The organism is Comamonas flocculans (assembly GCF_007954405.1).
In the GTDB taxonomy this organism is placed as follows: Bacteria; Pseudomonadota; Gammaproteobacteria; order Burkholderiales; family Burkholderiaceae_C; genus Comamonas_C; species Comamonas_C flocculans.
The window spans coordinates 1411423-1437501 of the sequence record NZ_CP042344.1; the positions used below are offsets into that span (position 1 = coordinate 1411423).

General features: G+C 69.6%; 24 protein-coding genes. 11 read left to right on the forward strand and 13 right to left on the reverse strand.

The features are described from left to right. Positions 1 to 71: 71 nt before the first annotated feature. From FOZ74_RS06835 to FOZ74_RS06845, 3 genes are read right to left on the reverse strand one after another with little or no spacing between them, the layout of a single operon-like run. Positions 72 to 1445: a sensor histidine kinase gene (locus FOZ74_RS06835; protein WP_146912356.1), complete on the reverse strand. Its 1374-nt coding sequence runs from the start codon at positions 1443 to 1445 to the stop codon at positions 72 to 74. Further along, positions 1442 to 2116, reverse strand: coding sequence for a response regulator transcription factor (locus FOZ74_RS06840; protein ID WP_146912357.1), 675 nt, complete (start codon positions 2114 to 2116; stop codon positions 1442 to 1444). Before FOZ74_RS06840 ends, FOZ74_RS06835 begins: the two co-directional genes overlap by 4 nt. Next, positions 2116 to 2460 (reverse strand): PepSY domain-containing protein, encoded by a 345-nt coding sequence (locus FOZ74_RS06845; protein WP_146912358.1) that lies wholly within the window; start codon positions 2458 to 2460, stop codon positions 2116 to 2118. Before FOZ74_RS06845 ends, FOZ74_RS06840 begins: the two co-directional genes overlap by 1 nt. 122 nt (positions 2461 to 2582) lie before the next feature. Between FOZ74_RS06845 and FOZ74_RS06850 the strand changes: the two genes are divergently transcribed. The 7 genes from FOZ74_RS06850 (at position 2583) to FOZ74_RS06880 (ending at position 8865) form a co-directional block, all read left to right on the forward strand. After that, positions 2583 to 3194 (forward strand): TetR/AcrR family transcriptional regulator, encoded by a 612-nt coding sequence (locus FOZ74_RS06850; RefSeq protein ID WP_146912359.1) that lies wholly within the window; start codon positions 2583 to 2585, stop codon positions 3192 to 3194. Next, a complete protein-coding gene (locus tag FOZ74_RS06855; RefSeq protein WP_146912360.1) occupies positions 3191 to 4342 on the forward strand; it encodes an efflux RND transporter periplasmic adaptor subunit in 1152 nt (383 codons plus the stop codon). Before FOZ74_RS06850 ends, FOZ74_RS06855 begins: the two co-directional genes overlap by 4 nt. Then, the gene (locus FOZ74_RS06860; protein ID WP_146912361.1) at positions 4339 to 5550 is read left to right on the forward strand and encodes an ABC transporter permease; all 1212 of its coding nucleotides are present in this window, start codon (positions 4339 to 4341) and stop codon (positions 5548 to 5550) included. Before FOZ74_RS06855 ends, FOZ74_RS06860 begins: the two co-directional genes overlap by 4 nt. 1 nt (position 5551) lies before the next feature. Then, positions 5552 to 6262: an ABC transporter ATP-binding protein gene (locus FOZ74_RS06865; RefSeq protein WP_146912362.1), complete on the forward strand. Its 711-nt coding sequence runs from the start codon at positions 5552 to 5554 to the stop codon at positions 6260 to 6262. Next, positions 6262 to 7710, forward strand: coding sequence for an efflux transporter outer membrane subunit (locus FOZ74_RS06870; RefSeq protein ID WP_146912363.1), 1449 nt, complete (start codon positions 6262 to 6264; stop codon positions 7708 to 7710). Before FOZ74_RS06865 ends, FOZ74_RS06870 begins: the two co-directional genes overlap by 1 nt. Before the next feature lie 102 nt (positions 7711 to 7812). Further along, the gene (locus FOZ74_RS06875; RefSeq protein ID WP_146912364.1) at positions 7813 to 8133 is read left to right on the forward strand and encodes a hypothetical protein; all 321 of its coding nucleotides are present in this window, start codon (positions 7813 to 7815) and stop codon (positions 8131 to 8133) included. A gap of 114 nt (positions 8134 to 8247) precedes the next feature. After that, positions 8248 to 8865 (forward strand): cytochrome b, encoded by a 618-nt coding sequence (locus FOZ74_RS06880; RefSeq protein ID WP_146912365.1) that lies wholly within the window; start codon positions 8248 to 8250, stop codon positions 8863 to 8865. Here the strand turns inward: FOZ74_RS06880 and FOZ74_RS16050 are convergent. The 8 genes from FOZ74_RS16050 to FOZ74_RS06920 form a co-directional block, all read right to left on the reverse strand. Next, entirely contained in the window at positions 8850 to 9425 is a 576-nt protein-coding gene (locus tag FOZ74_RS16050) for a C40 family peptidase (RefSeq protein ID WP_186764667.1), read from the reverse strand. The two genes, FOZ74_RS06880 and FOZ74_RS16050, sit on opposite strands and share 16 nt — an antisense overlap. 48 nt (positions 9426 to 9473) lie before the next feature. Next, positions 9474 to 11069 carry a flagellar assembly protein A gene (locus FOZ74_RS06890; RefSeq protein WP_146912366.1) on the reverse strand — a complete coding sequence of 532 codons (1596 nt, stop codon included), beginning with the start codon at positions 11067 to 11069 and terminating at the stop codon, positions 9474 to 9476. A gap of 189 nt (positions 11070 to 11258) precedes the next feature. Beyond that, positions 11259 to 12935 (reverse strand): NAD(P)-binding protein, encoded by a 1677-nt coding sequence (locus FOZ74_RS06895; RefSeq protein ID WP_146912367.1) that lies wholly within the window; start codon positions 12933 to 12935, stop codon positions 11259 to 11261. 19 nt (positions 12936 to 12954) lie between these two features. After that, positions 12955 to 14157 (reverse strand): threonine ammonia-lyase, encoded by a 1203-nt coding sequence (locus FOZ74_RS06900; protein WP_146912368.1) that lies wholly within the window; start codon positions 14155 to 14157, stop codon positions 12955 to 12957. 32 nt (positions 14158 to 14189) lie between these two features. Then, a complete protein-coding gene (locus tag FOZ74_RS06905) occupies positions 14190 to 15812 on the reverse strand; it encodes a polyamine aminopropyltransferase (RefSeq protein ID WP_146912369.1) in 1623 nt (540 codons plus the stop codon). 65 nt (positions 15813 to 15877) lie between these two features. Next, a complete protein-coding gene (locus FOZ74_RS06910; RefSeq protein WP_146912370.1) occupies positions 15878 to 16090 on the reverse strand; it encodes a DUF350 domain-containing protein in 213 nt (70 codons plus the stop codon). 23 nt (positions 16091 to 16113) lie between these two features. Further along, complete coding sequence (locus FOZ74_RS06915; protein WP_146912371.1) at positions 16114 to 17607, reverse strand: DUF4178 domain-containing protein; 1494 nt, start codon at positions 17605 to 17607, stop codon at positions 16114 to 16116. A 67-nt stretch (positions 17608 to 17674) separates the two neighbouring features. Beyond that, positions 17675 to 18736: an SPFH domain-containing protein gene (locus FOZ74_RS06920; protein ID WP_146912372.1), complete on the reverse strand. Its 1062-nt coding sequence runs from the start codon at positions 18734 to 18736 to the stop codon at positions 17675 to 17677. A gap of 186 nt (positions 18737 to 18922) precedes the next feature. Here FOZ74_RS06920 and FOZ74_RS06925 point away from each other — a divergent pair, with 186 nt between their 5' ends. Next, a complete protein-coding gene (locus tag FOZ74_RS06925) occupies positions 18923 to 19183 on the forward strand; it encodes a DUF2061 domain-containing protein (protein WP_146912373.1) in 261 nt (86 codons plus the stop codon). Here the strand turns inward: FOZ74_RS06925 and FOZ74_RS06930 are convergent. After that, positions 19144 to 19446, reverse strand: coding sequence for a flagellar basal body protein (locus FOZ74_RS06930; RefSeq protein WP_146912374.1), 303 nt, complete (start codon positions 19444 to 19446; stop codon positions 19144 to 19146). The genes FOZ74_RS06925 and FOZ74_RS06930 overlap by 40 nt on opposite strands. 83 nt (positions 19447 to 19529) lie before the next feature. Here FOZ74_RS06930 and FOZ74_RS06935 point away from each other — a divergent pair, with 83 nt between their 5' ends. The 3 genes from FOZ74_RS06935 (at position 19530) to FOZ74_RS06945 (ending at position 23234) form a co-directional block, all read left to right on the forward strand. Then, positions 19530 to 21095: an FGGY-family carbohydrate kinase gene (locus FOZ74_RS06935; protein ID WP_146912375.1), complete on the forward strand. Its 1566-nt coding sequence runs from the start codon at positions 19530 to 19532 to the stop codon at positions 21093 to 21095. Positions 21096 to 21173: 78 nt separating this feature from the next. After that, positions 21174 to 22538 carry a phospholipase C/P1 nuclease family protein gene (locus FOZ74_RS06940; RefSeq protein ID WP_146912376.1) on the forward strand — a complete coding sequence of 455 codons (1365 nt, stop codon included), beginning with the start codon at positions 21174 to 21176 and terminating at the stop codon, positions 22536 to 22538. 564 nt (positions 22539 to 23102) lie between these two features. Continuing rightward, positions 23103 to 23234: an IPTL-CTERM sorting domain-containing protein gene (locus FOZ74_RS06945; protein ID WP_146912377.1), complete on the forward strand. Its 132-nt coding sequence runs from the start codon at positions 23103 to 23105 to the stop codon at positions 23232 to 23234. 177 nt (positions 23235 to 23411) lie between these two features. Here the strand turns inward: FOZ74_RS06945 and gyrB are convergent, their stop codons facing one another. After that, the gene (gyrB, locus tag FOZ74_RS06950) at positions 23412 to 26009 is read right to left on the reverse strand and encodes a DNA topoisomerase (ATP-hydrolyzing) subunit B (protein WP_146912378.1); all 2598 of its coding nucleotides are present in this window, start codon (positions 26007 to 26009) and stop codon (positions 23412 to 23414) included. Positions 26010 to 26079: the final 70 nt, after the last annotated feature.

Sequence of the window (26079 nt, forward strand, 5' to 3'; positions counted from 1 at the left end):
TGCCTGCCAGCACCTGGGCCAGCGCCCGGCCACCGGGCGCGGGCTGACCAATTGCCTGCCGCCCGATCCGCTCAAGTACTGGCGGGCAGACTCAGGCACATGCGCAAGCCGCCCAGCGGCGCAATGCCGGCGTGCACCTCGCCCCCATAGGTTTGCGCCAGCGAGCGCACGATGTCCAGCCCCAGGCCGGCGCCCCCGCGCGCGCCCTGCGTGTCGCTGCGCACATCGCCCAGTTGCACGCCGCGTTCGAACATGCGCTGGCGTTCGGCCTCGGGTATGCCGGGACCATCGTCGTCGATGGTGAAGACAAGCTGGGCACCCTCGCAATGCACCGCCACCCGCACGCACGAGCGTGCCCACTTGCCGGCGTTGTCCAGCAGGTTTCCGAGCATTTCGTACAAGTCCTGCGCTTCACCCCGAAATTGCGCCGGCGGCACGCCATCGGCCAGTTCGAAGCGCAGTCCGCGACCCGCATACAGGCGCTGCATGGTGCGCAGCAGCGCCTGCAGCGGCGCGAGCACCGGTGTGGCCAGGCCCGTGGCGCGCACCGCTGCCGTTGCGCGCGCCCGCGCCAGGTGCCAGTCCACCTGCCGGCGGGCGCTTTGCACCTGCTCGCGCACCAGGAGGGCCAGCGCGCTGTCGTCCTGCTCGGCGGCGTTGGCGATGATGGCCAGCGGCGTGTTCACCGCGTGCGCGAGGTTGCCTGCCTGCGCGCGGGCCCGCTGCACCATCTCGGCGTTTTCAGCCAGCACGTGGTTGAACTCGGCCACCAGCGGCTGCAGCTCTTGTGGAAACTGCCCCGGGAGCTGTCCGCTTGCGCCCGCGCGCACCGCAGCCAGACGCTGGCGCAGCAGCGCCAGTGGCCGCAACGCCAGCTGTAGCTGCAGGGCAACGGCCAGCAACAGGCCAGTGGCGAGGATGGCGAGCGTGATCCACAACAAGTGGGCGAAGCGCGCAATCGGCTGCGCCACCAGCGCCTCATCGCCGGCCACCGTGACAAGCAAGGGCGGCGCATCTGCGTCGGGCAGCTCCAGCGTACGCGCTACCGCCAGCAGCGCATGGCCCTGGGCGTCGCTCAAATGCAAAACCTTGTCGCCCGTGGTCTTGCCCAATGCGGCAGGCAGCGCCAAGCTCTGATCCCAGAGCGAACGCGAACGCGCGATGGCGGCTTGCGGCTGCGCGCCCAAACGGTCGATCTGCCAGTACCAGCCCGAGAGCGGGGTGGAGAGCCTGGCGTCGCCCGCCATTGCGCCCAGCCTGGGCTCGCCATCCACCCAATCGAGCGCGCCGCTCAACTGGTCGAGCTGCTGCACCAGCTGCGCCCGCCATTGCGCCATCACATGCTCGCGAAACAAGGCTGCCAAGCCCCAACCCGCCACCGCAAGGGTAATGGCCACCCATGCGAGCGTGCCCACCAGCAGGCGCCAGCGCAGTGAACCTTTCATGCGCCGCTGGCCGCAGGCTCCACCAGGCGATAGCCCAGCCCGCGCACGGTTTCTATGCAGCCTTCGGGCAGCTTCTTGCGCAGGCGCGCGATAAAGACTTCGATGGTGTTGGAGTCGCGGTCCTCATCGAGCGGGTACAGGTGCTCGGAGAGTTCGGTGCGCGAGAGCACCTGCCCCTTCTTCTGCATCAAAAGCGCGAGCAGCTTGAACTCGTGGCTGGTCAGTGCCAGCGGTTGGCCAGCCACCGCCGCGCGGGCGCTGCGGGTATCGAGTGCGATCTCGCCGCACTGCCACTGGCTGCTCGCGTGCCCCGTCTGGCGGCGCAGGAGGGCACGCAGTCGCGCCTGCAGCTCCTGCATGTGAAAGGGCTTGGCCAGGTAGTCGTCGGCGCCGGCATCCATGCCCTCCACCTTCTCCTGCCAGCTGCCGCGCGCGGTGAGGATGAGCACCGGCATCCGTCGCCCCGTGCTGCGCCAGCGGCGCAGCACCGAGAGGCCGTCCATCTGCGGCAGGCCCAGGTCGAGTACCACGGCGTCGAAATTCTCGGCGTCGCCCAGGTAATGCGCCTCGCGGCCATCGCCGGTCTCCTCGACCGTGTGACCGGCATCGCGCAGCGCCTGCACGAGTTGCTCGCGCAGCACGGGCTCGTCTTCCACCACCAGGAGGCGCATCAGTGCCTGTCCCTGTCCTTGCGTTTGACCTTGAGCACCCGGCCATCAACCGCATCCACCACCAGCTTGGCCACACGGCCGTCGGCTTGCAGCAGGCGGATTTCGTAGATGAAGCGACCATGCTCACGCTCGAATTCAACCTTGAGCACCTGGCCGGAGAAACCCTCCTGCTGCATTCTGGCAAGCACCTCGGCGAGCGGCAACACCTGGCCGCTGGTCAGCGCCTGGCGCGCGCGTTCGTGGTCGTCATCGCCTGCGAGCAAAACCCCCGAGCCGCCGAGCGCAGCCAGCAGCAGGCCAGCCAAGGCAAGGCGGCGAAGGAGGGGAAAGCGCATGGTGTTCATGGCTGCAATGTATAGCGCGCCATCCATGAACCGGGCATGAACGACGATAGTGCGTGCGTCGCTTGACAGCTTAGCTCGGCGCCACATAAGATAGTAATAATTTACTTTCTTTCAGCAATGCGATGAGCACTTCCGGTCAATACCTTTCCGCCAACGAACGGCGCGCCGCCACCGTCGAGGCGGTGATCGAACTGGCGGGCCAGCACAATCCGAGCGAGATCTCCACCACCGCGATCGCCAGGCACATGGGCGTGACCCAGGGTGCGCTATTCAAGCACTTCCCCACCAAGGAAGCGATTCTCGAAGCCGTCATGGGCTGGGTGGCCGAGCGGCTGCTGGCGCGCGTGGACAAGGCGATTGCCGCCACGCCCTCGCCGCTCGCTGCGCTGGAGGCCGTGTTCATGACGCATGTGCGCTTCATCGTCGAGCACCCCGGCGTGCCGCGCATGCTGTTTGGCGAGCTGCAGCGCGCCGAGGCCAGCGCGCCCAAACGCGCGGCGCAGACCCTGATCCAGCACTATGGCGAGCGCCTGCAGCGCCTGATCATCAAGGGCAAGCAGCAGGGCGAGATCGGCGCACACGTTGACAACCAGGCCGCGGCGTTGCTCTTTGTCGGCACGGTGCAGGGGTTGGTGATGCAGTCCATGCTGGCAGGCGACGTGCGCCAGATGCGCACCCAGGCACCCGGCGTGTTCCTGCTCTACCGCCACGCCATGACCGGAGCCGCGCAATGAACTTCGCCCTGCCCAAGCGCCGCACGCTGGCGCTGTTTGCCGTGCTGCTGCCCCTGGCCGCCCTGCTGGCCTGGGTGGCGCTGCGTTCGGGACCCATGGCGCCGGTACAGGTCACGCAGGCCAGGGTAGAGAGCGCTCAGCTTGCCCCGGCGCTTTTTGGCATAGGCACTGTGGAGGCGCGCCACACCACGCGCCTGGGGCCCACCGTGGCCGCGCGCGTCAAGTACCTCGATGTGGATGTGGGTGATGTGGTGCGCGCCGGGCAAGTGCTTGGTGAAATGGAGCCGGTGGACTTGGACGAGCGCCTGCAAGCCCTGCAGGCGCTGCGCAAGCGCAGCCAAGCCGCCCTGCGCGAGGCCACTGCGCGCCGGGGTTTTGCCAGCGCGCAAGCCGAGCGCTACGCCCAGTTGCTGGCCGCGCATTCCACCAGCGAAGAGCTGCTGCTCACGAAGCGCCAGGAGTTGGCCGTGGCCGATGCCGTCCTGGCTGCGGCGCGCGAAGACCTTGTCCGCACCACGGCAGACATCGCCGCGCTGCGCGCCCAGCGCGGCCAGCTGCGCCTCGTGGCAAACAAGGACGGCATCGTGAGCGCGCGCGAAGCAGAACCCGGCAGCACCGTGGTGGCCGGTCAAGCGGTGCTGGAGGTGATCGCCCCGGCCAGCCTCTGGATCAATCTGCGGCTCGATCAGATCAGCGCCGCAGGGCTTGCGCCGGGGCTGCCCGCGCAGATACGCCTGCGCTCGCGCCGCAGCGAACCACTCACCGGTCGCGTGCTGCGCGTGGAGCCCAAGGCCGATGTGGTGACCGAGGAGCTGCTGGCCAAGGTGGTGTTCGAGCAACTGCCCACGCCGTTGCCGCCGCTGGGCGAACTCGCCGAGGTCACGCTGCAATTGCCTGCGCTGGCGGCCACGCCGGTGCTGCCCAACGCCGCGCTGCACCACCGGCGCGGTGAAACCGGAGTGTGGCAAGTGGCCGATGGCCGGGCGCGCTTCGTACCCGTGAAAACCGGCCGCAGCGATCTGCAGGGACGCGTGCAGATCGTGGCGGGCTTGCAAGCCGAGGACACTGTCATCGTGCACAGCGAACGCGCGCTGACCGACGAGCGCCGCGTGCAGCAGGTGACGCGCATCGCCGGGGTGCAACCGTGATTTCGCTCGCCGGGCGCGACATCCTGCACAGCTGGGGCAAGTTCATCTTCACCGGTTTCGGCTTGGGCCTCTTGATCGGCGTCACGCTGGTGATGGCAGGTGTCTACCGCGGCATGGTGGACGACGGCCAGGCGCTGCTGGACAACAGCGGCGCCGACCTCTGGGTCGTGCAGCAGGGCACGCTGGGGCCCTACGCGGAATCGTCCAGCCTCGCCGACGACGCCTGGCGCCAGGTGAGAGCACTGCCCGGCGTGGCGCGCGCCGCCAACGTCACCTACTTCACCATGCAGGTGCGCAAGGAAGGCGATGCAGACGACACGCGCGCCACGGTGGTGGGCATTGCCGCCGATGAGGCCGCAGGCACGCCCGGCTGGCCGCCGTATCTGGTGGCCGGGCGGCAAATCACGCGCGGGCACTACGAAGCGGTGGCCGACATCGCGAGCGGTTTTCGCCTGGGCGACGTGCTCGCCATTCGCCGCCACCGCTACGAGGTGGTAGGACTGACCCGGCGCATGGTGTCTTCCAGCGGCGACCCCATGGTTTTCATCCCGCTGAAAGACGCGCAGCAGGCGCAGTTCCTGAAGGACAACGACGCCATCCTCGCCGCCCGCCGGCGCAGCGCAGCCAACCCGGCGTTCAATCGCCCGGGCGTGCCCGGCCTGCTGGAGGCGATCAACGCCAGCCAATCGGCCAGCACCTCGGTCAACGCCATCCTGGTACGCCTGGCAGCCGGCGCCAGCCCCGAGGCCACGGCCAGCGCGATCGAGCGCAGCACGCAGCTCAGCGTGCACACCCGCGCGCGGATGCAGGACATCCTGGTGAGCAAGCTGATTGCCACCTCGGCCAAGCAGATCGGCATGTTTCTCGCCATCCTCGCCATCGTGAGCGCGGCCATCGTCGCTTTCATCATCTACACGCTCACCATGGACAAGATCCGCGAGATCGCGGTGCTCAAGCTCATAGGCACCAAGAACCGCACCATCGCCGCCATGATCCTGCAGCAGGCGCTGGCGCTGGGCATGATCGGTTTTGCCGTGGGCAAGATCAGCGCCAGCTGGTCGGCGCCCATCTTTCCCAAGTACGTGCTCTTGATTGCACAGGATTCGGTGATCGGCTTCTTCGCGGTGATGGCCATTTGTGCGCTCGCCAGCGTGGTGGCCATCCGCATGGCGCTGCGCGTGGACCCCGCAGAAGCCATCGGAGGCTGACATGAGCCAGGACAAAGGCATATACATAGCCGGCCTGTCCAAGCGCTACGGCTCGGGCGACTCGGCCGTGCTTGCACTCAAGGACGTGAACATGCACGTGGCACCCGGCGAAGTGGTGGGACTGATCGGCCCCTCGGGCTCGGGCAAGAGCACGCTGCTCAAATGCCTGGGCGCGGTGACGGACCCGACGACAGGACGCATGGCGCTGGGCAACGAGACCATTTTCGACAACGGCTGGAAGGTACGCGAGTTGCGCGCGCTGCGCCGCGACAAGATCGGCTTCGTGTTTCAGGCGCCCTACCTGATTCCGTTTCTGGACGTGCTGGACAACGTGGCGCTGCTGCCCATGCTTGCGGGCGTGCCCAATGCCCAGGCACGCGGGCGGGCCATGGAGTTGCTTACCGCGCTGGACGTGCAGCACCGCGCAAGTGCCATGCCGGCCCTGCTCTCGGGCGGCGAGCAGCAGCGCGTGGCGATTGCACGCGGCCTGATCAACCGCCCGCCGGTGATCCTGGCCGACGAGCCCACGGCGCCGCTCGATTCCGAGCGGGCCATGGCCGTGGTGCGCATCCTGAACGCGATGGCGCAGCGCTACCAGACTGCCGTAGTCGTGGTCACGCACGACGAAAAAATCATCCCCACCTTCAAACGCATTTACCACATCCGCGACGGCGTCACGCACGAAGAGGCGGGTGAAGGAAGGAGCTGCTGATGCCCCGGTTTCCAAGCTCCCTGACGGCCGTGCTGGCTGCTGCCGCGCTCGCGGGCTGCGCCAGTACCACCGCCCCGTTTACCCGGCCCGCCGCACCCACGGTGCAAAGCTACACGCCCACTGCCAATGAAGCGACAGCCCCTGCGGCCAGCGGCGCGCAGCGAATCATCGTCGTGCAGGCGCCTGAGTCAGCATGGTGGCGGGCGCTGCAATCGCCCGATCTCGACGACCTGATCGAACAGGCTTTGAAGGCCAGCCCCACGCTGGCTGCCGCCCAGGCGCTGCTCACCCAGGCGCAAGCGCGGCAACAGGCCCAGGCGGACAGCATGCAGATGCCGCAGGTCGACGCCGGCCTTGGCATGCAGCAGCAACGCGCCACCGGTGCCTCCCAGGGCCAAGAGGGCACGGGGCGTGAATTTGGCCTGTACAGCGCCAGCGTAGGCGTGCGCTATCAGTTCGATCTTTCGGGTGTGCAGGGCCATACCCTGCAGCAACTCGCCGACCGCACCGCCTGGCGCCGCCATGAGCTTGACGCCGCACGCCTGATGCTTGCCGGGCAGATTGCGCAGGCCGCCATCACCCGCGCACGCCTTGCAGCGCAGGTCGAAGCCAGCGATGCGCTGCTCTCTGGCCAATTGCGGCAGTTGCACCTGGCGCATGAGCGCCAACGCCTGGGCCAGGCCCTGCCCGACGAGGCGCTGGCGCTCGCCACCCAGGCCGAGCAAACCCGCGCCAGCCTGCCGCCGCTGCGCCGCCAGTTGCAGCAAACCGAGCACCTGCTGGCGCTGCTCTGCGGGCAGGCGCCGGGCACGGCGCAAGTGCCCGCCTTCGTGCTGGCCGATTTCACGCTGCCCGCCGAGCTGCCGCTGCTCGTGCCCTCCGCACTCGTGCGCCAGCGCCCCGACATTCAGGCCAGCGAGGCGCTGCTGCACGCCGCACACGCCGAACACGGCGCCGCCGTGGCCCGGCGCTACCCGCAGCTCACGCTCAGCGCCAGTCTGGGCAGCCAGGCGCTTGCCGCCGGGGCCTTGTTTGGCGGTGCCTCAGCGGTCTGGGCGCTGGGCGCGCAGCTGAGCGCGCCCTTGTTCAACGCTGCGCAGCCCTCCGAAGAGCAAGCCGCGATGGCGGCGCTGGATGCCGCCAGCGCCAACTACCAGAGCGTGGTGCTGCAGGCACTGCGCGAGGTGGCCGACGTGCTGCGCGCCATCGAGCACGACGCACAGACCGAGCAGGCGCTGATGAGCGCCGACGCCAGCGCGCGCCAGAGCGTGCAGCTGGCCGAAGAGCGCCTGCGCCTGGGCGCAGTGAGTGAAGTGCAGTTGTTGATAGCACAGCAGCAGGCGCAGCAAAGCGCCCTGCAACGGGTGGCCGCGCAGGCCCAGCGCCTGAGCGACAGCGTAGCGCTGTACCAGGCCATTGGAGCGACAAGCGCTCGCACGCCCGGGTAAAACCTGCCTGAGTGGCAGATGAACGGGTAATGAACGCCCACTTCAGCGTTGGTTCACCACCGGCCACGCACACTGGCCTTCAACCTGTTCAAGGAGTGTGCAATGAACCGACGTACCAGAACCACCGCCGCCGCCCTGACCGCCGCCGCCCTGACCGCCGCCGCCCTGACCGCCGCCGTGCTCGCCGGCAACGCGCTGGCGGGCGACCACCACCGCGCAAAACACCAGCGCCACGATGCGCCGCACACACACATCGCCACCGGCCCCTGGCAAGCCGTGGCGCACGAGGCCGCATCCGGCGAGATCGGCCACGGCTGGCAGTATTTTCACGACCCGGTGTCGCTGCACTCGGTGGTCATCAGCCCCGAGGGCGACTACTACTACGGCCGGGGCCAAGGGCTGCGCTGGATTGCCTCCGCCTAAGCCCTCTGGGGTGCGCGCTGCACGACACACATCCCGTGAATGGCCAATGAACGACAAGTCCGAACGCATTCACCACCCGCTGCGCACGATGCGCTGCATTCAAGCCGCACGAACATGAACCCATCGGAGTACCCCCTGCGCACCTCGCACCCGCCGCGCACGCATTACCCGGGCGCACTCATCGCCCTGCACTGGCTCACGCTGGCGCTGCTGCTTGCGGTGTACGCGCTGATCGAATGGCACGACGCCCTGCCCAAGACCAGCGGGCTGCGCGCGCTGGCCAAGCACTGGCACGAAATGATGGGCCTCGCCGTGCTGGTCGTGGCGCTGGTGCGCCTGCCGCTGCGCCTGCTGCTGGGCGCACCCCCGCAGCTGTCCGGCCCGCAGTGGCAGCGCAGGGCGGCGCTCGCGATGCACTGGCTGCTGTACCTGTTCCTGCTCTGCACGCCGCTGCTGGGCTGGCTGTATCTGAGCGCCAAGGGCACGCCTGTCCCCTTCTTTGGTCTGCAGCTGCCCGCGCTGATCGCACCCGACAAGCTGCTCGCGCCCGGCGTCAAGGAGATCCATGAAGCCATCGCCACCGCGGGCTACTGGCTCATCGGCGGGCATGCGGCGGCGGCGCTGATGCACCACTGGCTGCTGGGCGATGCCACGCTCGCGCGCATGAGCCCAAAGGCCATGCGCGGTGGTGAACGCATCTGTGGGCCGCGCGGTGTTTACCGCAGGGAATAGTCGGTCGGCCCGGCGACTACGCGGCGCGCGCCGTTGAAACGCTTTTGCCAGTAGCTCTGGTGCATGCTCTCGACGCGCACGCGCGCGCCGCTGCGCGGGGAATGGATGAACTTGCCGTCGCCCACGTAGATGCCGACATGGCTGAAGGCGCGGCGCATGGTGTTGAAGAACACCAGGTCGCCAGGCTGCAGGTCTTTGCGGTCGATCTTGGCGGTTCTGGCGGCCTGCTCCGAGGCCTTGCGCGGCAGCACCAGGCCGCGCGCCTGCTCATAGATGCTGCGCACGAAGCCGCTGCAATCGAAGCCGGTCTCGGCGCTGCTGCCGCCGCGCCGGTAGGGCGCGCCGAGAAACCCCATGGCGGTGGCCACCAGGTCGCCGGTGCGCTCGGCCGCGTCCTGCGCCTGGTCGGCCACCCCGTGGCCGAGCTGAGACAGATGGCCGCGCAGGTCTTGCGTCCACGAGACGGCCTGCGGCTCGGCTACGGCTTCGAGCGGGGTGTCGGGGGCGGCGAAGGCGCTGCTCGCGCAAACCAGCAGCAGGGGAGCAAGCCAAAATCGCATGGGGCGCAAGGGTAACCGAATTCCTCGGCGCCCGGCAGGGTAATTCCCTCAGGGCTGCAGGGGCTCGGAAAAACCCTGAGCGTCCACGTGCACCAGCACCCCGTCGGGGTCCAGCCGCACGCTGCCCGCCCGCAGGCCGCGGTGCAGCGCCAGGCGCTGGTGGGCCAGGCTCAGGTCCACCGCGCCCTCCAGCGCCACGCCGATCTCCAGGCGCGCCTCGCGCGCGCGCTCGAGCTGCTGCTGCAGTTGCGCGCATTCGGCCTGCAGGCGGGCCGCGCTCGCCTGCGCGTCCTCGAGCGACGCCTGGGCGCGCTCCAGCACCCCCTTGGGGTCGCCATGGGTGCGCAACTGCTCGATCAGCTTGCGCAGGCTCTCACCGCGCCCGTGCTGCGCGGCCTCGTCCTGGCGCGCCTGCTGCAGCCGGGCCTGCAGCACCGGGTTGACCCCCAGCACCAGCCGCGTGAGCCCGCCATCGACCGAGCCGATGAGGGGCGCGGCAATCGCCATCATGGCGCTGGCGCTGCCGCCCACCAGGCGCCCGCGGCGCGGCGCCTCGGCGCCGACGGCGATGCGCTCGAGCGCGTGCAGCTCGCAGCCCAGGGCGTTCTGGCGCACCGTCAGCTCGGTGCCGGCGCGCAGGTAGGACACCTCGGCAAAGCGCGCCTGCACCGCGCACTCGGCGTGCAGGCGGGCGCGCGCGATGACGCCGCCCTGAACGATGATGCTGCCCTGCGTGTTCAGCAGGGCGCCGTCCACCGTGCCGCCGACGACGATGTCGCCGCTGGCGTGGATCTGCATGCCCTGGGCCACGTCGCCCTCGACGTGCACCGTGCCGTCGTAGCGGATGTTGCCCTGGGCCACGTCCACCTCGGCCACGCGCAGCACCGGCTCCACCGTCATGCCGGCGCGCACCAGCACCGGCTGGCCGGTGATGGCGGCCACCAGCAGGTTGGGGTCTTGCTCGCTCACCGCGGCGCCGCTGAGCTGCGGCGCAAACGGCTCGTCGCGCCCGGGCCGCGCGGGCAGGGCGACGCCCAGCACGTTGACGCCCGGCGTGCCTTCGGTGGCCGGCTCGCGGCGCATCAGGAGCGCGCCCGATTCCACCAGCACGATGTTGCCGTCGTGCTCGCGGTAGTCGATGCGCCCCTGCGCGTCCACGCGCGGCGTGCGGTCAGGCACGGCGGCGATGAGTTCGAGGAATTGCGCGTCCCGCCCGTCCACCGGCGCCACGCCCCGCGCGACCACCTGCGGCGGCGCGGCCGGATCGTTCAGTGCCTGCGCGATGGCCTCGGCGTCGATGCCCGCCACCACGCCGGCAGCGGCCAGCGCCGCCTGCACCATCGCCTCGGTGGCCGGCGCGCCGCCCTGCGCGGGCACGATGCCGAGCGTGGCCTGCATGGCGTCGCGCGCCACCTGCACCTGCACTTCGGCGTCCACCGCGTGCGCCAGGATCAACACCATGCGCGCACTGGCGTCAGCGCCCTCGCGCAGCACGCGTTCGAGCGCTTCTTCGTTGATGCGGTGCGCACCCCAGCCATGCTCTTCAAGCCAGGCGAGCAGTCCGGCGCGGGTGGCTGGCGCGCGTTCGGCGCAGGGTTCCATGCGCAGCACCACGTCGCCGTGGGCCGACAGGCTGAGCTGCATGCCCCGAGTGTCCAAAGGCGTCTCCTGCGCCCGGTGTCTTCGCAAGCGACTGCAGGCCGCGCGCGGGCGTCTGCCCACGCTTATAGCATCGATGCCCAGGGCTGTCCTCTGCACGCGTGCAGGAGCGCCATCTCCTGCAGTGAAGCACGTCTTTCGGCGCGCCCCGCACCCGCCAGGCAGCGGCGCGCCTCAGGCGCTGAGCAGGCCGGCGGCCGTGCCGCGCGTGAAGGCTTCCTCGAACACCGAATAGCCCGACCAGTCGGCGTGCGCAAACGCCAGGCGCGCGGTGGCGGGCGTGGGCGCCAGCCGAACGCGCTCTCCGTTCAATAGCTGGTAGCGCTTGCCCGACAAGGGCTGGAGCCCGATTTGACTTAAAAATTGCTGCAGGCCCGGGCGCGGCATGGCCATGGCGTGGCCGTAGCGCGTGATCTCCATGCGCGTGGCGCGTTCGGCGATGTCGGGGTGCGGGCGGGCGAGCGCTGCCAGGATGGCGTCGCGCCAATGCGTCCACGGCCGGTCGAGCAGCTGCGCGCGGCCATCGGGCCAGTCGCCCAGCGCCTGGTAGTAGCTGAGCACCGTGGGGCCGGCGGTCTGCGCGCCCAGGTCCAGGCGCTGGTGGCCCGCATCGACATAGCCCAGGCCGCCGCGCATCTGCTCGTCGTGGATCACGTTGTCCCAGGCGGGCGCGGCGCCGGGGCGGTCCTGCAGCGGGCGGTCGATGTGGATGTTGGCCACCAGCCAGGGCGCCCAGGCCAGGCGCGCGGCGGCTTCGCGCAGAAAGTGCGGCGGGCTCTGCAGCACGCGCGCCGCGACGAACACGGGCAGCGCGACCACGCAGCGCTCGGCCTGCCAGCGCAGCAGCTCGCCGCTGGCGTGCACCAGCGCATCGACCGCCACGCCATGGCGCTGCTCCTGGATGCGCAGCACGCTGATGCCGGTATGCAACTGGCCGCCCTGCTGCAGCGGCGCGGCCAGGCGCCGGGCCAGCCAGGCGTTGCCCTCGGGCCAGGTGAGCACCGCGTCGCGCTCTTCGTCCAGCGCCTCGCCCGGCGCCTGGAAGCCGTGGCGGCTGGCAAAGTAGTGGATGCCGGCCCAGGCCGACACCCCGCGGGTGTCCGCGCCGTAGTCGTCGCGGCAGCAGTAGTCCAGATACCAGCGCAGGTGCGCGTCGTCCAGGCCTTCGCGCTCCAGCCAATCGGCAAAAACCAGAGCATCCAGCGCTTGATGGGCGGGCGCCAGGCCGTGATTTTCCTGCCAAAGCTTGAGCGTGGGCATGGCGAAGCGGGCCGCGCCCGAGAGCTCGCGCACGCGCCGGGCAAAGCGGTGGTATTGCTGCAGCGTCGCGGGGCCGACACCTTCCACCGGCAGCAGGCCCTCGTGCCAGGCGCCGCGCCAGTACAACCGCTCCTGCGGGCTGTGGCACAGGTGGCGCTCGTCGTACTGCCAGCGCCCGGCCACGCGCCGGCGCAGGCCCAGCTCTTCGAGCAGGTCCTGCACCTCGCGCGCGTCGTCGCCGGGCAGCGGCAGGTAGTGCGCGCCGCGCGGGCAGGCCACGCCGGCGACCTCGGTGCCTCGGCTGTTGCCCCCGGCCTCGTCCTCCAGCTCCAGCAGCGCCAGGTCCTGCACGCCGGCCAGGCGCAGGGCGCGCGCCGCCGCCAGTCCGGCGATGCCGCCGCCGGCGATCACCACGCGGGTGCGCAGCGAGCGCGCGGGCGCGGGCAGGCGCCCACGCGCCAGCGCGTCGCGAAGCTGATGGCCGCGCGCCAGGTCGATGCCGGTATAGCCCCCGGGCAACTCGCGCGCCGCGGGGGCGCAGGCGGCCAGCGCCCCCGCGGCGGGCAGGCTCAGGAAGTGGCGGCGCTGCATGGCGTGCCCGGCGGCGCGCTCATTGCACCTGGCGCACCTCCAGCCCCGCGGCGCGCAGGCGTTCGATGACCTCGGCGGCGTGCTCGCGGCTGCGCGTCTGCAGCACCATCTCGATCTCGACGTTCTGCGCCGCCAGCAGCGTGAAGGCGCGCTGGTGGTGCACCTCGTCGACGTTGGCCCCGGCCTCGGCCACCAGCGCGGTGATGCGCGCAAGGCTGCCGGGGACGTCGCGCGCACTCACCACCACGCGCGCCAGGCGGCCGGAGCGCACCATGGCGCGGCCGATGATCTGCGCGAGCAGCTGCGGGTCCATGTTGCCGCCCGAGAGCACCATGCCGACCTGCTTGCCGGCAAAGCGCTCGCGGTGGCGCACCAGCGCGGCGAGCGAGGCCGCGCCCGCGCCCTCGGCCAGGGTTTTTTCGATCTCCAGCAGCAGCACGATGGCCTGCTCGATGTCGCCCTCGTCCACCAGCAGCAGCTCGTCCACGCGTTCGCGGATCACCTCCACGCAGTGCACGCCGGGCGCGCCCACCGCGATGCCTTCGGCGATGGTGCTGCTGCCCTGCTCGTAGTGCGTGCCCTGGATGGCATTGACCATGGCCGGAAAGCGCTGCACCTGCACGCCCACCACCTCGATCGATGGCTTGAGCGCCTTGGCCGCGGTGGCGATGCCTGCTATCAGGCCGCCGCCGCCCACCGGCACGACCAGCACCTGCAGCTCAGGCTGGGCCGCGAGCATCTCCATCGCCAGCGTGCCCTGCCCGGCCATGATGGCCAGGTCGTCGTAGGGGTGCACCAGCGTGAGCTGCTCGCTCGCGGCCAGTTCGCGCGCGTGCACCGCCGCCTCTTCCAGCGAGCTGCCGTGCAGGATCACGCGCGCGCCAAAGCCCTGGGTACGCATCACCTTCACGCTGGGCGTGAAGCCCGGCATGACGATGGTGGCAGGGATGCCCAGCTGCTGCGCACGGTAGGCCACGCCCTGGGCATGGTTGCCCGCGCTCATCGCGATCACGCCGCGGCCGCGCTCTTCATCGGACAGCTGCACCAGCTTGTTGCAGGCGCCGCGCTCCTTGAAGGAGCCGGTGAACTGCAGGTTTTCCATCTTCAGGAAAACCTGCGCGCCGGTGATTTCGGAGAGCGTGCGCGACTCGACGCACGGCGTGTTGAGCACCTGCCCGGCCACGCGCTCGGCGGCCTGCTGGATGTCGGCAAATTGAAGCATGTGGATGTGTCCTCTTGTGGAAGGGGTCTGGTTCAGGGCGATACACGTCCCCATTCCTGCTCGTAAGTGTGCACCAGCACCTGGTTGGACAGGCGGTTGACCTCGGCGGGAACGCGCGCCATGTCCAGCGGAAATTCGAGCATCGCGGGCAACGCGCCCAGGTCCAGGAAGCGCAGCCCCCCGGGCAGGCCGGGCGGCATGCGCCAGGGCCGGCGGCTGGCGATGACGAAGCCCCATTCGCCGAAGCTGGGCACGTGCACGTGGTAGGGCGTGGTCGCCAGACCCGCCGCCTCCACGCTCTGCACCACCGTCCAGAAGCTGCGCCGCGCGATCAGCGGCGAGGTGGTCTGGATCACCGCGTAGCCGCTGGCCGCCAGGCGCTCGGCCAGCAGCGCGTAGAAGCTGTTGGTGTAGAGCTTGCCGATGGCGAAGTTGGTCGGGTCGGGGAAGTCCACCACGATCACGTCGAAAAAATCGTCCGCCCCCCTGCTGCGCCGCTGCGCTGGCTCGCCGCCCCCCGAGGGAGTCCCCGCGTCCCGGGACGGACCGGCGACGCCGGGCGCCCCCCGCTGCAGCCACTGGAAGGCGTCTTCATTGACCACCTGCACGCGCGGGTCCGACAGGCTGTGGTGGTTGAGCCGGGCGAGCTGGGGCGTGTCGCGAAACAGCTGCGTCATCGCCGGGTCCAGCTCGACCAGCGTGACCGACTGCACCGAGGGGTACTTGAGCACCTCGCGCACCGCCATGCCGTCGCCGCCGCCCAGCACCGCCACGCGCCGGGGCGCGCCGTGCGCGGCCATGGCCGGGTGCACCAGCGCCTCGTGGTAGCGGTATTCGTCGCTCTCGGCGAACTGCAGGTTGCCGTTGAGATACAGCCGGTGGCCGCGCCGCCCGTGCGTGACCACGATGCGCTGGTAAGGCGAGGTCGCGGCGAACGCGATCGGGCTCTGGTAGAAGTGGTCCTCGGCCAGCGTGGTGATGGTGCCCGCGCCCCACATGCCCGCGGCCAGCAGCACGACCACCATCACGCAGGCCGCCACGTGCTCGGCAAAGCGCGGCAGCTCATGGCGAAACAGCCACAGCGCCCAGACCGCGACGGCCGCGTTCATCAGGCCGAACAGCAGCCCCGAGCGGATCAGCCCGAGGTAGGGCACGAGCAGCAGCGGGAACGCCAGCGACACCGCCAGCGCACCGAGGTAGTCGAAGGTGAGCACCTGGCTGACCAGGGTCTTGAGCGCCACGTCGCGCTGCAGGATGCGTATCACCAGCGGGATCTCCAGCCCCACCAGCGCGCCGACCACGAAGACGATGCCGTACAGCAGCAGGCGAAACGCCTCGGGCAGCCAGGCATTGGCCACGAACAGCACCCCGGGCAGCATGCCGCCGATGAGCGCCACCAGCAGCTCGATGCGCAGGAAGTGCGCGGGCAGCTGGCGCTCCAGGTAGCGCGACAGCCACGAGCCCACGCCCATGGCGAACAGGTAGGTGCCGATGATGGTGGAGAACTGCAGGACCGAGTCGCCCAGCAGGTAGGAGGCCAGCGCCCCGGCCGCAAGCTCGTACAGCAGCCCGCAGGCGGCGATCACGAAGACGCTGGCCAGCAGCGCCACGGCGATGGGGCGCGGCGGCGCGGCAGCGGCGGGGGCTTGCGCCATGAAAATATCAGTCAAAACCTGTCCAAACGCTTGTCTGGCAAGCGCTTGCAGCTATCAATGCGATATCAATGTATCGCCGCTGCCACGATGATGCTGATGCCCAGGCACATGGCCGCGACGACCATGCCCAGGGCGCGGTTCTGCTTCTCGACGATCTCGCCCCAGAGGTCGTGCGGGGTGATCTTGTCGATGAGGACGAAACACAGCCAGAAGATGGCCACGCCGATGACGGCGTAGAGGATGGAGCCGAGAAAGGCGGCGGGTTTGAGCCATTCCATGGTGAGAGACCTCCGTTGCAGGTTTACTTGTGGCTGCCGCCGCTGGAATAGCCCCCGAAGGAGCCGCCCGAGCTGCGGTTGTAGCTGCCGGATGAGGATGAACCATCCGTGCAGGTGCTGAGCATGATGACGACCATGATGAAGACGATGAGGATCAGGACGGTCAGGCCGCAGCCCGAGCCACCGCTGGCCACGAAGGGGCCGACCTCGTCGCGCTTGAACTTGTCGGCCTCGGCTTCGCGCCCGAAGGCCTGGGCCACGGTGGCGCTGGCCAGGCGGCTGCCGTAGGACCAGGTGATTTCCTTGTCGCTCTTCTCGCGCGACAGGATGCCCTTGCCCTGGGTGGCGGCGTAGTCCACGTTGTCGGTCTGCTGGCCACGCTCCACCGGCCAGTAGAACTCGCCGGCCACGTAGGCGGTTTCGGCGCGGTAGCCGCTGGTGCGCACGTAGCTCATGCCCAGATAGGACGCGGCCGCGCCCAGCGCACCGAGCTTGGGCGCGCCGGTGGCGGGGCGCACCAGGCTCCAGCCGTCCGAGGCGTCCACCAGGAAGATGAAGCCCTTTTGCTGGTTGTACAGCAGGTATTCGTCCCAGCCGAACTGCTCGTCGTCGTCCGGTTCCTGGCCCAGGCGGCGCTGGTAGCCGACCACCTGCCAGGGCACACCCTCGAACTGGCCGATGCTGCCCAGCGCGATCAAGGGGGCCGCGCCCGCCTGCTGCGTGGCGCTGAGCAGCTCGGCGCCGATGCCGCCGCTGAGGTCGATCAGGCTGTGGCAGGAGCCGCAGGTGATGCTCTTGGTGCTCTGCAGCTGCACCTGCACCGGCGCGCCGCAGTGCGGGCAGTCGAAATGGCGGCCTTGCTCCTGCTTGAGCGATGCGTCCTTCAGGCCCTTGAGCTGCAGCTCGGCCAGCTGCACCGAGCGGCCGATCTCCAGCCGCGGCGTCGTGCCGCCGTAGTCGATGGAGAGCACTTGGCCGTCGTCGCTGCGCAGCTCCACCACCAGGAATTGCTGGCCCGGCGGCGGCAGCCGGGGCAGCTCGCCCTCAGCCGCGGCCAGGTGGGCCTGCAGGTGTGCGGCCACGCTCCAGCGCTGGCCCGCCAGCGTGAGTCTCGCGCCCAGGCCGAGCTGCTCGGGCGCGGGCAGGTCCGCGGGCGGCGGCTGCAGCGGCTGGGTGAAGACGTAGGCGCCGTTGTCTTCGCCCAGGGTTGCGCGCCGGCCGTCGTCCAGCCAGGCGTTCCATTCGGTCCAGCCGCCCTCCTCGCCGCGAAACTGCATGCGCCCGATCAGCGTGAACGCAGTGCCTTCCCACTTGCCGCTGGCCATGAGCTGCAGCGGGCTGTGGTCCTCGAACAGCTCGGCCATCTTGCCCACGCGCGCGAGCACCTCGCCGCGGCGCACCACGGTGCTGTGGCAATAGCCGCAGACGGCGTAGCTGGACTGCGCGCTCAGGAACTCCACCGGCGCGCCGCAACCGGGGCAGGGCGCGCTGTAGTGGCGTTGCTGCGAAGTGGCCATGCGTTTACCAGCCTTTTCGGGCTCTGGCGCCCGTCCAGCGGGCGTTGACAGCTATCGAAAGGAAAGCTCAGACGAGCTTCTTGAGCAACTCGGCCTTCTTGGCGGCGAATTCTTCGTCGGTGAGGATGCCCTTGGACTTGAGCTCGCCGAGCTTTTCCAGCATGGCCATCACGTCCTCGGCCTTCACGCCAGCGGCGCCCGCGCCCGCTGCCGCCGAGCCGGCCGCCGCGGCCGGTGCCTGGGGTTGCAGCGCGGATTGCATGTTCTGCGCCAGGATCTGCCCCATGGCCACGCCCGCGCCCATGCCCAGGCCGGCGCCCGCCAGGCCCCCGCCGTCGCCGCCGCTGCCCACGCCCTTGGCCATCTCGGGGATCGCCTGCGCGGTCTGGTACTGCATGAACTTGCCCATGTCGCCGCCGACCATGCCCATGCCGATCTTCTGGTCCAGCACCTTCTGCAGCTCGTCGGGCAGCGAGAGGTTCTGCACCGTGAAGCCTTCGATCTTGATGCCCAGCCGGGCAAATTCCGGCGCGAGCTGCGTGACCAGCGCCTGGGCGAACATGCTCTGGTTGGCCGCCAGGTCCAGAAAGGGCACGCCCGAAGCGGCAATGGCGTTGCTGATGTTCTGCAGCACCAGGCCGCGCAGCTGGCCCTCGACCTCCTCGGTGCCGTATTTCTCGCGCGTGCCCGACACCTCGGTATAGAACAGGCGCGGATCAACGATGCGCCAGGCGTAGTTGCCGAAGGCGCGCAGGCGCACCGCGCCGAACTCCGCGTCGCGGATGGTGATGGGCTGGGGCGTGCCCCACTTCTGGTCCAGCTGCTGGCGCGTGCTGAAGAAGTAGACGTCGCTCTTGAAGGGCGACTCGAACAGCTTGTCCCAGTTCTTCAGGTTGGTCAGCAGCGGCAGGTTCTGCGTGACGAGCTTGTGCGTGCCCGCGCCGAACACGTCGGCCACCTGGCCCTCGTTGACGAACATCGCCATCTGCGACTCGCGCACCACGAGCTGCGCGCCGGTCTGGATTTCCATGTCGCGCATCGGGTAGCGCCAGGCGAGCGTGCCGTCGCCGTCCTCGGTCCACTGCAGGACGTCGATGAACTGTTTCTTGAGGAAATCCATCAGGGCCATGGCGCTGCTCCGGGGGAAAACGGGAAGGCGGCCATCATAGCGGGGGGCCCTGCATCCGCCTAATGGGCAGGCACAGCCCCCCGGACGGCTGCAGCACGGAAATTACCCATCACCGCGATAGCAAGAATGCATGGCTATTTCCAATGAGAATCATTATCATTCAGGTATTCTCCCAAGGAATCCGCCATGTCCCGCATCCGCCGCATCGCCCGCCACCACGGCCACACCCTGGCTAAAACCGGCAGTTATTACGTCATCCACGTCTGCGTGGCCGCCCTGGTAGCCTACGCCGTCACCGGCAACCTCTGGGCCTCGCTCACGCTCAGCCTGCTGGAGCCGACGGTGCAGGCCGTGGCCTTCTTCTTCCATGAAAAAGCCTGGGAGCGCGCGGCCCGGCGCCGCAACCCTCAGGCAAACAGCCTGAGCAGCGTGCCCGTGGCGTCCTGAGCGCTGCGCAGCGCGAAGAGGTTGGCGCGCCAGGCGGTGCGCGCGGCCAGCTGCTGCACGATTTCTTCTTCCAGCACCACGCCGGGCCGCTCGCCGCCTTGCACCCGGGCGCTGACGCCCGCGCGCGGCGCCTGCGCCTGGGCCTGTACCCGCTGGGGCGTGAAGCCCGGGGTGTTCAGGTTGGCGATGTTGTGCGCCCTCACCTCCATGCGCAGATGCGCGGCCTGCAGGCCGGATCGGGCGATGGACGCGAGGGAGGACATGGCCATGTTATCGGCGGCGGCGCGCCCGACTTGAGCGCCGCGCCGGTACACAATGCCGGCCATGCCCGCGCCAGCGCCCGCCCATGCCTGAGCCCTGCGTGCTCGCGATCGACAGCGGCACGCAAAGCGTGCGCGCGCTGCTCTTCGACCTGCGGGGGCGGCTGCTGGACAAGGCGCAGGTGCCGGTCACCAGCTACCGCTCGCCCCAGCCGGGCTGGATGGAAAACGAGCCCGAAGCCTTCTGGCAGACCCTGTGCGCCGCCACCCGCGAGCTGCTGCAGCGCACCAGCGTGCCCCGGGGGGCGATCGCCGGCGTCGTCCTGACCACGCAGCGCGCCACGCCGGTGAGCCTGGACGCGCAGGGCCGGCCGCTGCGCCCCTCGATGATCTGGCTGGACCAGCGCCGCGCCGCCCATGCCGCGCGCCTGCCCTGGTGGTGGGAACTGGCGCTGCGCAGCACGGGCATGCGCGAGACGGTGCGCCACTTCCAGCACGAGGCCGAGGCCAACTGGATCGCCCAGCACCAGAGCGAAGTCTGGGCGCGCACCGCCCACTACCTGCTGCTGTCGGGCTGGCTGCACTGGCGCCTGAGCGGCCGCATGGTCGACTCCAGCGCCTCGCAGGTGGGCTATGTGCCGTTCGACTACAGGCGCGGGCGCTGGGCCGCGGCCTGGGACTGGAAGTGGCACGCGCTGCCGGTGCGCCGCGCCATGCTGCCCGAGCTGGTGGCGCCGGGCAGCGTGATCGGCCGGGTCAGCGCGCAGGCGGCGCTCGACAGTGGCCTGCCCGCCGGCCTGCCGCTGGTGGCCGGCGCGGCCGACAAGGCCTGCGAGGTGCTGGGCGCGGGCTGCCTCACGCCCGAGATCGGGTGCCTGTCCTACGGTACGGCCGCCACCTTCAACACCACCACCGCGCGCTACCTGGAGGCCACGCGCTTCGTGCCGCCCTACCCCGCAGCCATCCCCGGGCACTACAACACCGAGGTGCAGATCACGCGCGGCTTCTGGATGGTCAACTGGTTCAAGGAGCAGTTCGGCCAGGACGAAACCCGCGAAGCCGCGCGCCTGGGCGTGGTGCCCGAAAGCCTGTTCGACGCGCTGATCGAGCAGGTACCCCCCGGTGCGCTGGGCCTGACGCTGCAGCCCTACTGGAACCCCGGCATCAAGCGCCCCGGCCCCGAAGCCAAGGGCGCCATCATCGGCTTTGGCGACGTGCACACCCGCGCGCACCTGTACCGCGCCATCCTCGAAGGGCTGGCCTACGCGCTGCGCGAGGCCAAGGAGCGCATAGAGCGGCGCGGCGGCGCGCGCATCACGCGCCTGCGCGTCTCGGGCGGCGGCTCGCAGAGCGACGCGGCGCTGCAGATCACCGCCAACGTCTTCAACCTGCCGGCCGAGCGCCCCGAGCTGTTCGAGACCAGCGGCCTGGGCGCGGCCATCATCGCCAGCGTCGGCCTGGGCCTGCACCCGGACTACGCCAGCGCGGTGCGCGCCATGGTGCGCACCGGCCGCGTGTTCCAGCCCCAGCCCGAGCACGTGCAGACCTACGAGCAGCTCTACCGCCAGGTCTATCTACGCATGTACGATCGCCTGCAGCCGCTGTACCGGGCGCTGCGCGCGATCACCGGCTACCCGTCCAGCGACCATTGACCGCCGCCCGCAGCATGCTTGCCGCTGCGACAACCACGCCGCCGAGCCCCTTTGCCCGCGCCTGAAAGGCCATCGCCCATGCCCATCCTGCAACGTTTGCTGCTCGCCGCCGCCGTGCTGGCGGCCAGCGCCGCCCCCGCCTGGGCCTGGAGCAACCATGCGCTGGCCGCCTACCGCGCCTTCGAGGTGCTGCCCGAGGTCGCACAGGCCGCCCCGGTCAAGGCCGAGCCGCTGGAGGACTTCCTCGCCGCCGAGGCCCAGCCGATCGCCGAGCTGCTGACCGCCCAGGATGCCTGGGCGCGCGCGCACATCGCCCACTACCCGCCGCTGCCCGAGGCGCTGCGCTTCGACCCGGCCATCGTGAACGCAGGGCCGCAGGCGCTGCGCCGCGCCTTCCTGATGGCGCTGCGCGTCTCGCCCGAGAGCCGCCTGGCGCTGTACCTGCAGCCCGACCCTCTGGCCCCGCCCCCTGCGGCCGAGCGCATGCCGCACGACGAAGTCAGCGCCCTGCCGCTGCGCGAGAAGGACGGGGAAAAACACCACTTCGTGCGCCTGGCCCCCGGCGAGACAGTGGCGCCGCTGGCGGTGCTGGCCTCGGCCAGCGACGAGCCCGACTACGGCATGGACGTGAATCTGTTCGAGGACAGCCCCTCCGACTGGGGCCCGCGCTACGGCTTCGGCAAGCTGCCCTTCGGCAACCCGGCGCTGGACTTCGCCACGCAGGCGCCGTTTCACATGGGCTACTACCACGAATCCAGGCTGATCTACGCCGCGGCCGGTTTCCTCAAACGCACCTTCCCGCTGCTGCGCGTACACCAGTACCATGGCCTGGCCGAACTGGCTTTTCGCAGCGGCCACCCCTACTGGGGCTGGCGCTTTGCCGGCCTGGCCGCGCACTACGTGCAAGACCTCACCCAGCCCTACCACGCCAGCCTGGCGCCAGGCTTTTCCAGCGCGCGCCTGATCGGCATCCAGCTGCTGGCGCTGGCGGGCATGGAGGGCGGCAAGAACGACATGATCGTGCTGCTCTCCAACCGGCACTTCGTGCTCGAACGGCTGGAGAGCCAGATGATCCAGACCGGCCGGGACAGCCCCGCCGGCCAGGCGCTGCGTCAGGTGCTGCACGACAGCACCCGCGACGCGGGCTACGGCCCCTGGGGCGAAACCAGCCTGCGCGACCTGGTCGCGGGCGAAGCCGCGGCCCAGGGCGAGGCGGTGACCGCGCAAATGCTCGCCTCGGCCCCCGCGCGCTACGTGGACGACCCGCGCTTTGATTTCGGCATCGAGGGCGGGCGCATCGACCTGATGGCCGAGATGGCCCGCCAGAGCCCCGAAGCCCAGGCCGCGCTGCAGGCGAGCATCGCCGCGCTGATGCGCCACTTCGGCGCGCACAGCCGCAATCTGGTGCGCGCCATCCTGGCGCAGTCTGAAGACAAGCCGTAGCGGGTGCTGGACGGCAACTGCGGCAGGGCCGGCAAACTCCACGACCCGGCTGCACCCGGAGCGCGCGCGCCTTGCATGGACCGCCCATCGGCAGACCTGCGCAAGCCCGGGCATACTCGCCCGGCGCTGGCGCTCTTGCAGGTGTGCGCCGCCTGAGGGAAAACGGTCCGGGCCGCGGACTGGCAAGACCCTGGGCCCATGCACTGAGTCCTGCCACCGCGACCTGCATTGCTTCAACCACTGGAAGGTTTTCATGCAAGCACGCCCCCGCCGCTCGAAGCTCGCCTGCGCCATGGCGCTGATCGCCGCCGCAGCCCGGTTCAGCACCACGAAGTCCAGGCGGCACGGCGGCGACCGCGGGCCGGCGATGGGGGTTCCGCCAGCGCAGGCGTCAATGGCAGTGCAGGCCTGTCCGGCGCCAATGGCAGTGCAGGCCCGGATGGCACCACGCCACCCGGTGGGACGGACCCGGGCGGCTCACAGGGCATCGCTGCCGGCGCCGGCGCCAACGGGGGGGCGGCCGGCTCGCCGGGTGGTGATGGCAGCATCGCCATCCTTGCGCTGATGGCCGCGCCCGTACCCTCCGCCATTCCCACGCTGACCCAGTGGGGCCAGATCACGCTCGCGGGTTTGCTGGCGCTGGGGAGCGCGGCGGCGCTACGGCGCCGGCGCAAGCACGACCGCACGGAGCACTGAACGGCGCTTGCGGCCCGCGCCGCGAACAGGATCGGGCAAATCGCTCTTGAAAGAGGAGCTGTTCGCGCTTGCCCAGAGGGCGTCTCAGCCTGATTTGACGAAAATCGGGGGCGTGTCGCTCAGCCAACCCGCAGCCTCAGCCCAAACGGACGAGGGCGGGTGGAAAATTTTTCGCGCTCACACGTCGATATTGCCCGCCTGCAAGGCGTGGGTTTCGATGAATTCCCGTCTCGGTTCTACATCGTCGCCCATGAGCATGGTGAAGACCTGGTCGGCCTCGACCGCGTCGGTCACCTGCACGCGCAGCATACGGCGGGTGGCGGGGTCCATGGTGGTTTCCCAGAGCTGCTCGGGATTCATCTCGCCCAGGCCCTTGTAGCGCTGGCGGCTGGTGGTGCGCTCAGCTTCCGATAGCAGCCAGCGCATGGCCTGCCTGAAATCCTGGACTTTTTCTTCTTTCTTGCGCTCGCCCTCGCCGCGCATCACGCGCGCGCCTTCGGAGAGCAGGCCGTCAAAGCTCTTGGCGCCCTCGGACAAGGCCTCGTAGTCGCTGCCGGTGACGAAGTCCTGCGGCAGGATGGAGCTCTTGACGTTGCCGTGGTGGTGGCGGCTGATGCGCAGCAGCAGGCCGCCGTGGCGCGGGTCGGTTTCGGCGCTCACCTCGGCTTCGGTGCCGGCGGTGTCGAGCTCGCGCAGCTTGGCCTGCAGGCGCTCGGCGCTGGCTTGGGCCGCCTCCATGCTGGAGAGATCGAGCACCACGCCATCGGCCACGGCACGCAGCGCCTCGGCGTCCATGTAGGCCGAGAGGCGCTCGATGATGGCTTCCATACGCTGGTGCTGGCGCGCGAGGTCTGCCAGTTCCGTGCCTTCGAGCACGCGCGGCTGGCTGCCACCGGTATCGACGCTCGCGCCCACCAGCGCCACGCGCAGCAGGAACTGGTCCAGCGCCGGGCCGTCCTTGAGGTAGAGCTCTTCCTTGCCGTTCTTGACCTTGTACAGCGGCGGCTGGGCGATATAGATGTGGCCGCGCTCGACCAGCTCGGGCATCTGGCGGTAGAAGAAGGTCAGCAGCAAAGTGCGGATGTGCGCGCCGTCCACATCGGCGTCGGTCATCAGGATCACGCGGTGGTAGCGCAGCTTGGCGATGTCGAAGTCGTCGGCGCCGCTCTTGCCGTTGCCATTGCCGTTCTCGTCGTCGCTGGCGGTGCGGCCTATGCCGGTGCCCAGGGCGGTGATCAGCGTGATGATTTCCTGGCTGGACAAGAGCTTTTCATAGCGCGCCTTTTCCACGTTCAGGATCTTGCCGCGCAGCGGCAGGATGGCCTGGAACTTGCGGTCGCGCCCCTGCTTGGCGCTGCCGCCGGCACTGTCGCCCTCGACGATGTAGATCTCGCACAGCGCCGGGTCTTTTTCCTGGCAGTCCGCCAGCTTGCCGGGCAGGCCCATGCCGTCGAGCACGCCCTTCCTGCGCGTCATCTCGCGCGCCTTGCGTGCGGCCTCGCGCGCGCGCGCGGCTTCGACGATCTTGCCGCAGAGGATCTTGGCGTCCTGCGGTTTTTCTTCCAGGTATTCGGCCAGCAGCTTGCCGACGATGTCTTCCACCGGCGCGCGCACTTCACTGGAAACCAGCTTGTCCTTGGTCTGGCTGCTGAACTTGGGCTCGGGCACCTTCACGCTCAAGACGCAGCACAGGCCTTCGCGCATGTCGTCACCGGTCACTTCCACCTTGGCCTTCTTGGCCAGGTCGTTGTCGGCGATGTACTTGCCGATGACGCGCGTCATCGCCGCGCGCAGGCCGGTCAAATGGGTGCCGCCGTCGCGCTGCGGAATGTTGTTGGTGAAGCACAGGACTTGCTCGTTGTAGCCGTCGTTCCACTGCATCGCCACCTCGACGCCGATCTCGGTGCCGGGGATGCCGCCATAGGTTTCCGCCGGGCGCGTGCCGCTGGCGCAAAACGGCGTGGGGTGCAGCACGCGCTTGCCGGTGCTGATGAACTTGACGAAGCCGAGCACGCCGCCGGCGCCGGAAAAGTCGTCCTCCTTGCCGGTGCGCTCGTCGATCAGGCGGATGCGCACGCCGTTGTTCAGGAACGAAAGCTCGCGCAGGCGCTTGGCCAGGGTGTCGTAATGAAAGTCGTGGTTGTCGCCGAAGATTTCCACGTCGGGCAGAAAGCGCACGCTGGTGCCGCGGTCCTCGGTGGTGCCGACGATGCGCATCGGCGAGGTCTCGAAGCCGTCCACCAGCTCGATCTGGCGGTTTTGCACGAAGCCGCGCGCAAATTCGATCTGGTGCACCTCGCCCTCGCGGCGCACCGTCAGGCGCAGCCATTTGGAGAGGGCGTTCACGCACGAAACCCCGACGCCATGCAATCCGCCCGAGACCTTGTAGCTGTTCTGGTTGAACTTGCCGCCCGCGTGCAGCTCGGTCAGCGCGATCTCGGCGGCCGAGCGCTTGGGCTCGTGCTTGTCGTCCATTTTCACGCCGGTGGGGATGCCGCGGCCGTTGTCGCTCACGCTCAAGCTGCCGTCGGCATGGATGGTGACGGCGATGTCGTCGCAGTAGCCGGCCAGCGCCTCGTCGATGGAGTTGTCCACCACCTCGAACACCAGGTGGTGCAGCCCGGTGCCGTCCGAGGTGTCGCCGATGTACATGCCGGGGCGCTTCCTGACCGCCTCCAGGCCTTCGAGGATCTGGATCGCGGACTCACCGTAGCCGCTGGCATTGCCGGGGCCCTGGGGCGCGGCGTGGTGATTCTCGGGGTTTTCTTGGGTCATCAAAACAGCTTCAGGGGGGCGCGCACGCTCCCCCAGTATTCATAAGAAATCGGGCTCCAGCGCTTGTGCA

What these genes read in the sequence shown, in the direction of transcription:
- FOZ74_RS06835 (WP_146912356.1), bottom strand. Translation starts at nt 1,445, where the DNA reads ATGAAAGGTTCACTGCGCTGGCGCCTGCTGGTGGGCACGCTCGCATGG.
- FOZ74_RS06840 (WP_146912357.1), bottom strand. Translation starts at nt 2,116, where the DNA reads ATGCGCCTCCTGGTGGTGGAAGACGAGCCCGTGCTGCGCGAGCAACTC.
- FOZ74_RS06845 (WP_146912358.1), bottom strand. Translation starts at nt 2,460, where the DNA reads ATGAACACCATGCGCTTTCCCCTCCTTCGCCGCCTTGCCTTGGCTGGC.
- FOZ74_RS06850 (WP_146912359.1), top strand. Translation starts at nt 2,583, where the DNA reads ATGAGCACTTCCGGTCAATACCTTTCCGCCAACGAACGGCGCGCCGCC.
- FOZ74_RS06855 (WP_146912360.1), top strand. Translation starts at nt 3,191, where the DNA reads ATGAACTTCGCCCTGCCCAAGCGCCGCACGCTGGCGCTGTTTGCCGTG.
- FOZ74_RS06865 (WP_146912362.1), top strand. Translation starts at nt 5,552, where the DNA reads ATGAGCCAGGACAAAGGCATATACATAGCCGGCCTGTCCAAGCGCTAC.
- FOZ74_RS06870 (WP_146912363.1), top strand. Translation starts at nt 6,262, where the DNA reads ATGCCCCGGTTTCCAAGCTCCCTGACGGCCGTGCTGGCTGCTGCCGCG.
- FOZ74_RS06875 (WP_146912364.1), top strand. Translation starts at nt 7,813, where the DNA reads ATGAACCGACGTACCAGAACCACCGCCGCCGCCCTGACCGCCGCCGCC.
- FOZ74_RS06880 (WP_146912365.1), top strand. Translation starts at nt 8,248, where the DNA reads ATGAACCCATCGGAGTACCCCCTGCGCACCTCGCACCCGCCGCGCACG.
- FOZ74_RS16050 (WP_186764667.1), bottom strand. Translation starts at nt 9,425, where the DNA reads ATGCGATTTTGGCTTGCTCCCCTGCTGCTGGTTTGCGCGAGCAGCGCC.
- FOZ74_RS06890 (WP_146912366.1), bottom strand. Translation starts at nt 11,069, where the DNA reads ATGCAGCTCAGCCTGTCGGCCCACGGCGACGTGGTGCTGCGCATGGAA.
- FOZ74_RS06895 (WP_146912367.1), bottom strand. Translation starts at nt 12,935, where the DNA reads ATGCAGCGCCGCCACTTCCTGAGCCTGCCCGCCGCGGGGGCGCTGGCC.
- FOZ74_RS06900 (WP_146912368.1), bottom strand. Translation starts at nt 14,157, where the DNA reads ATGCTTCAATTTGCCGACATCCAGCAGGCCGCCGAGCGCGTGGCCGGG.
- FOZ74_RS06905 (WP_146912369.1), bottom strand. Translation starts at nt 15,812, where the DNA reads ATGGCGCAAGCCCCCGCCGCTGCCGCGCCGCCGCGCCCCATCGCCGTG.
- FOZ74_RS06910 (WP_146912370.1), bottom strand. Translation starts at nt 16,090, where the DNA reads ATGGAATGGCTCAAACCCGCCGCCTTTCTCGGCTCCATCCTCTACGCC.
- FOZ74_RS06915 (WP_146912371.1), bottom strand. Translation starts at nt 17,607, where the DNA reads ATGGCCACTTCGCAGCAACGCCACTACAGCGCGCCCTGCCCCGGTTGC.
- FOZ74_RS06920 (WP_146912372.1), bottom strand. Translation starts at nt 18,736, where the DNA reads ATGGCCCTGATGGATTTCCTCAAGAAACAGTTCATCGACGTCCTGCAG.
- FOZ74_RS06925 (WP_146912373.1), top strand. Translation starts at nt 18,923, where the DNA reads ATGTCCCGCATCCGCCGCATCGCCCGCCACCACGGCCACACCCTGGCT.
- FOZ74_RS06930 (WP_146912374.1), bottom strand. Translation starts at nt 19,446, where the DNA reads ATGTCCTCCCTCGCGTCCATCGCCCGATCCGGCCTGCAGGCCGCGCAT.
- FOZ74_RS06935 (WP_146912375.1), top strand. Translation starts at nt 19,530, where the DNA reads ATGCCTGAGCCCTGCGTGCTCGCGATCGACAGCGGCACGCAAAGCGTG.
- FOZ74_RS06940 (WP_146912376.1), top strand. Translation starts at nt 21,174, where the DNA reads ATGCCCATCCTGCAACGTTTGCTGCTCGCCGCCGCCGTGCTGGCGGCC.
- FOZ74_RS06945 (WP_146912377.1), top strand. Translation starts at nt 23,103, where the DNA reads ATGGCCGCGCCCGTACCCTCCGCCATTCCCACGCTGACCCAGTGGGGC.
- gyrB (WP_146912378.1), bottom strand. Translation starts at nt 26,009, where the DNA reads ATGACCCAAGAAAACCCCGAGAATCACCACGCCGCGCCCCAGGGCCCC.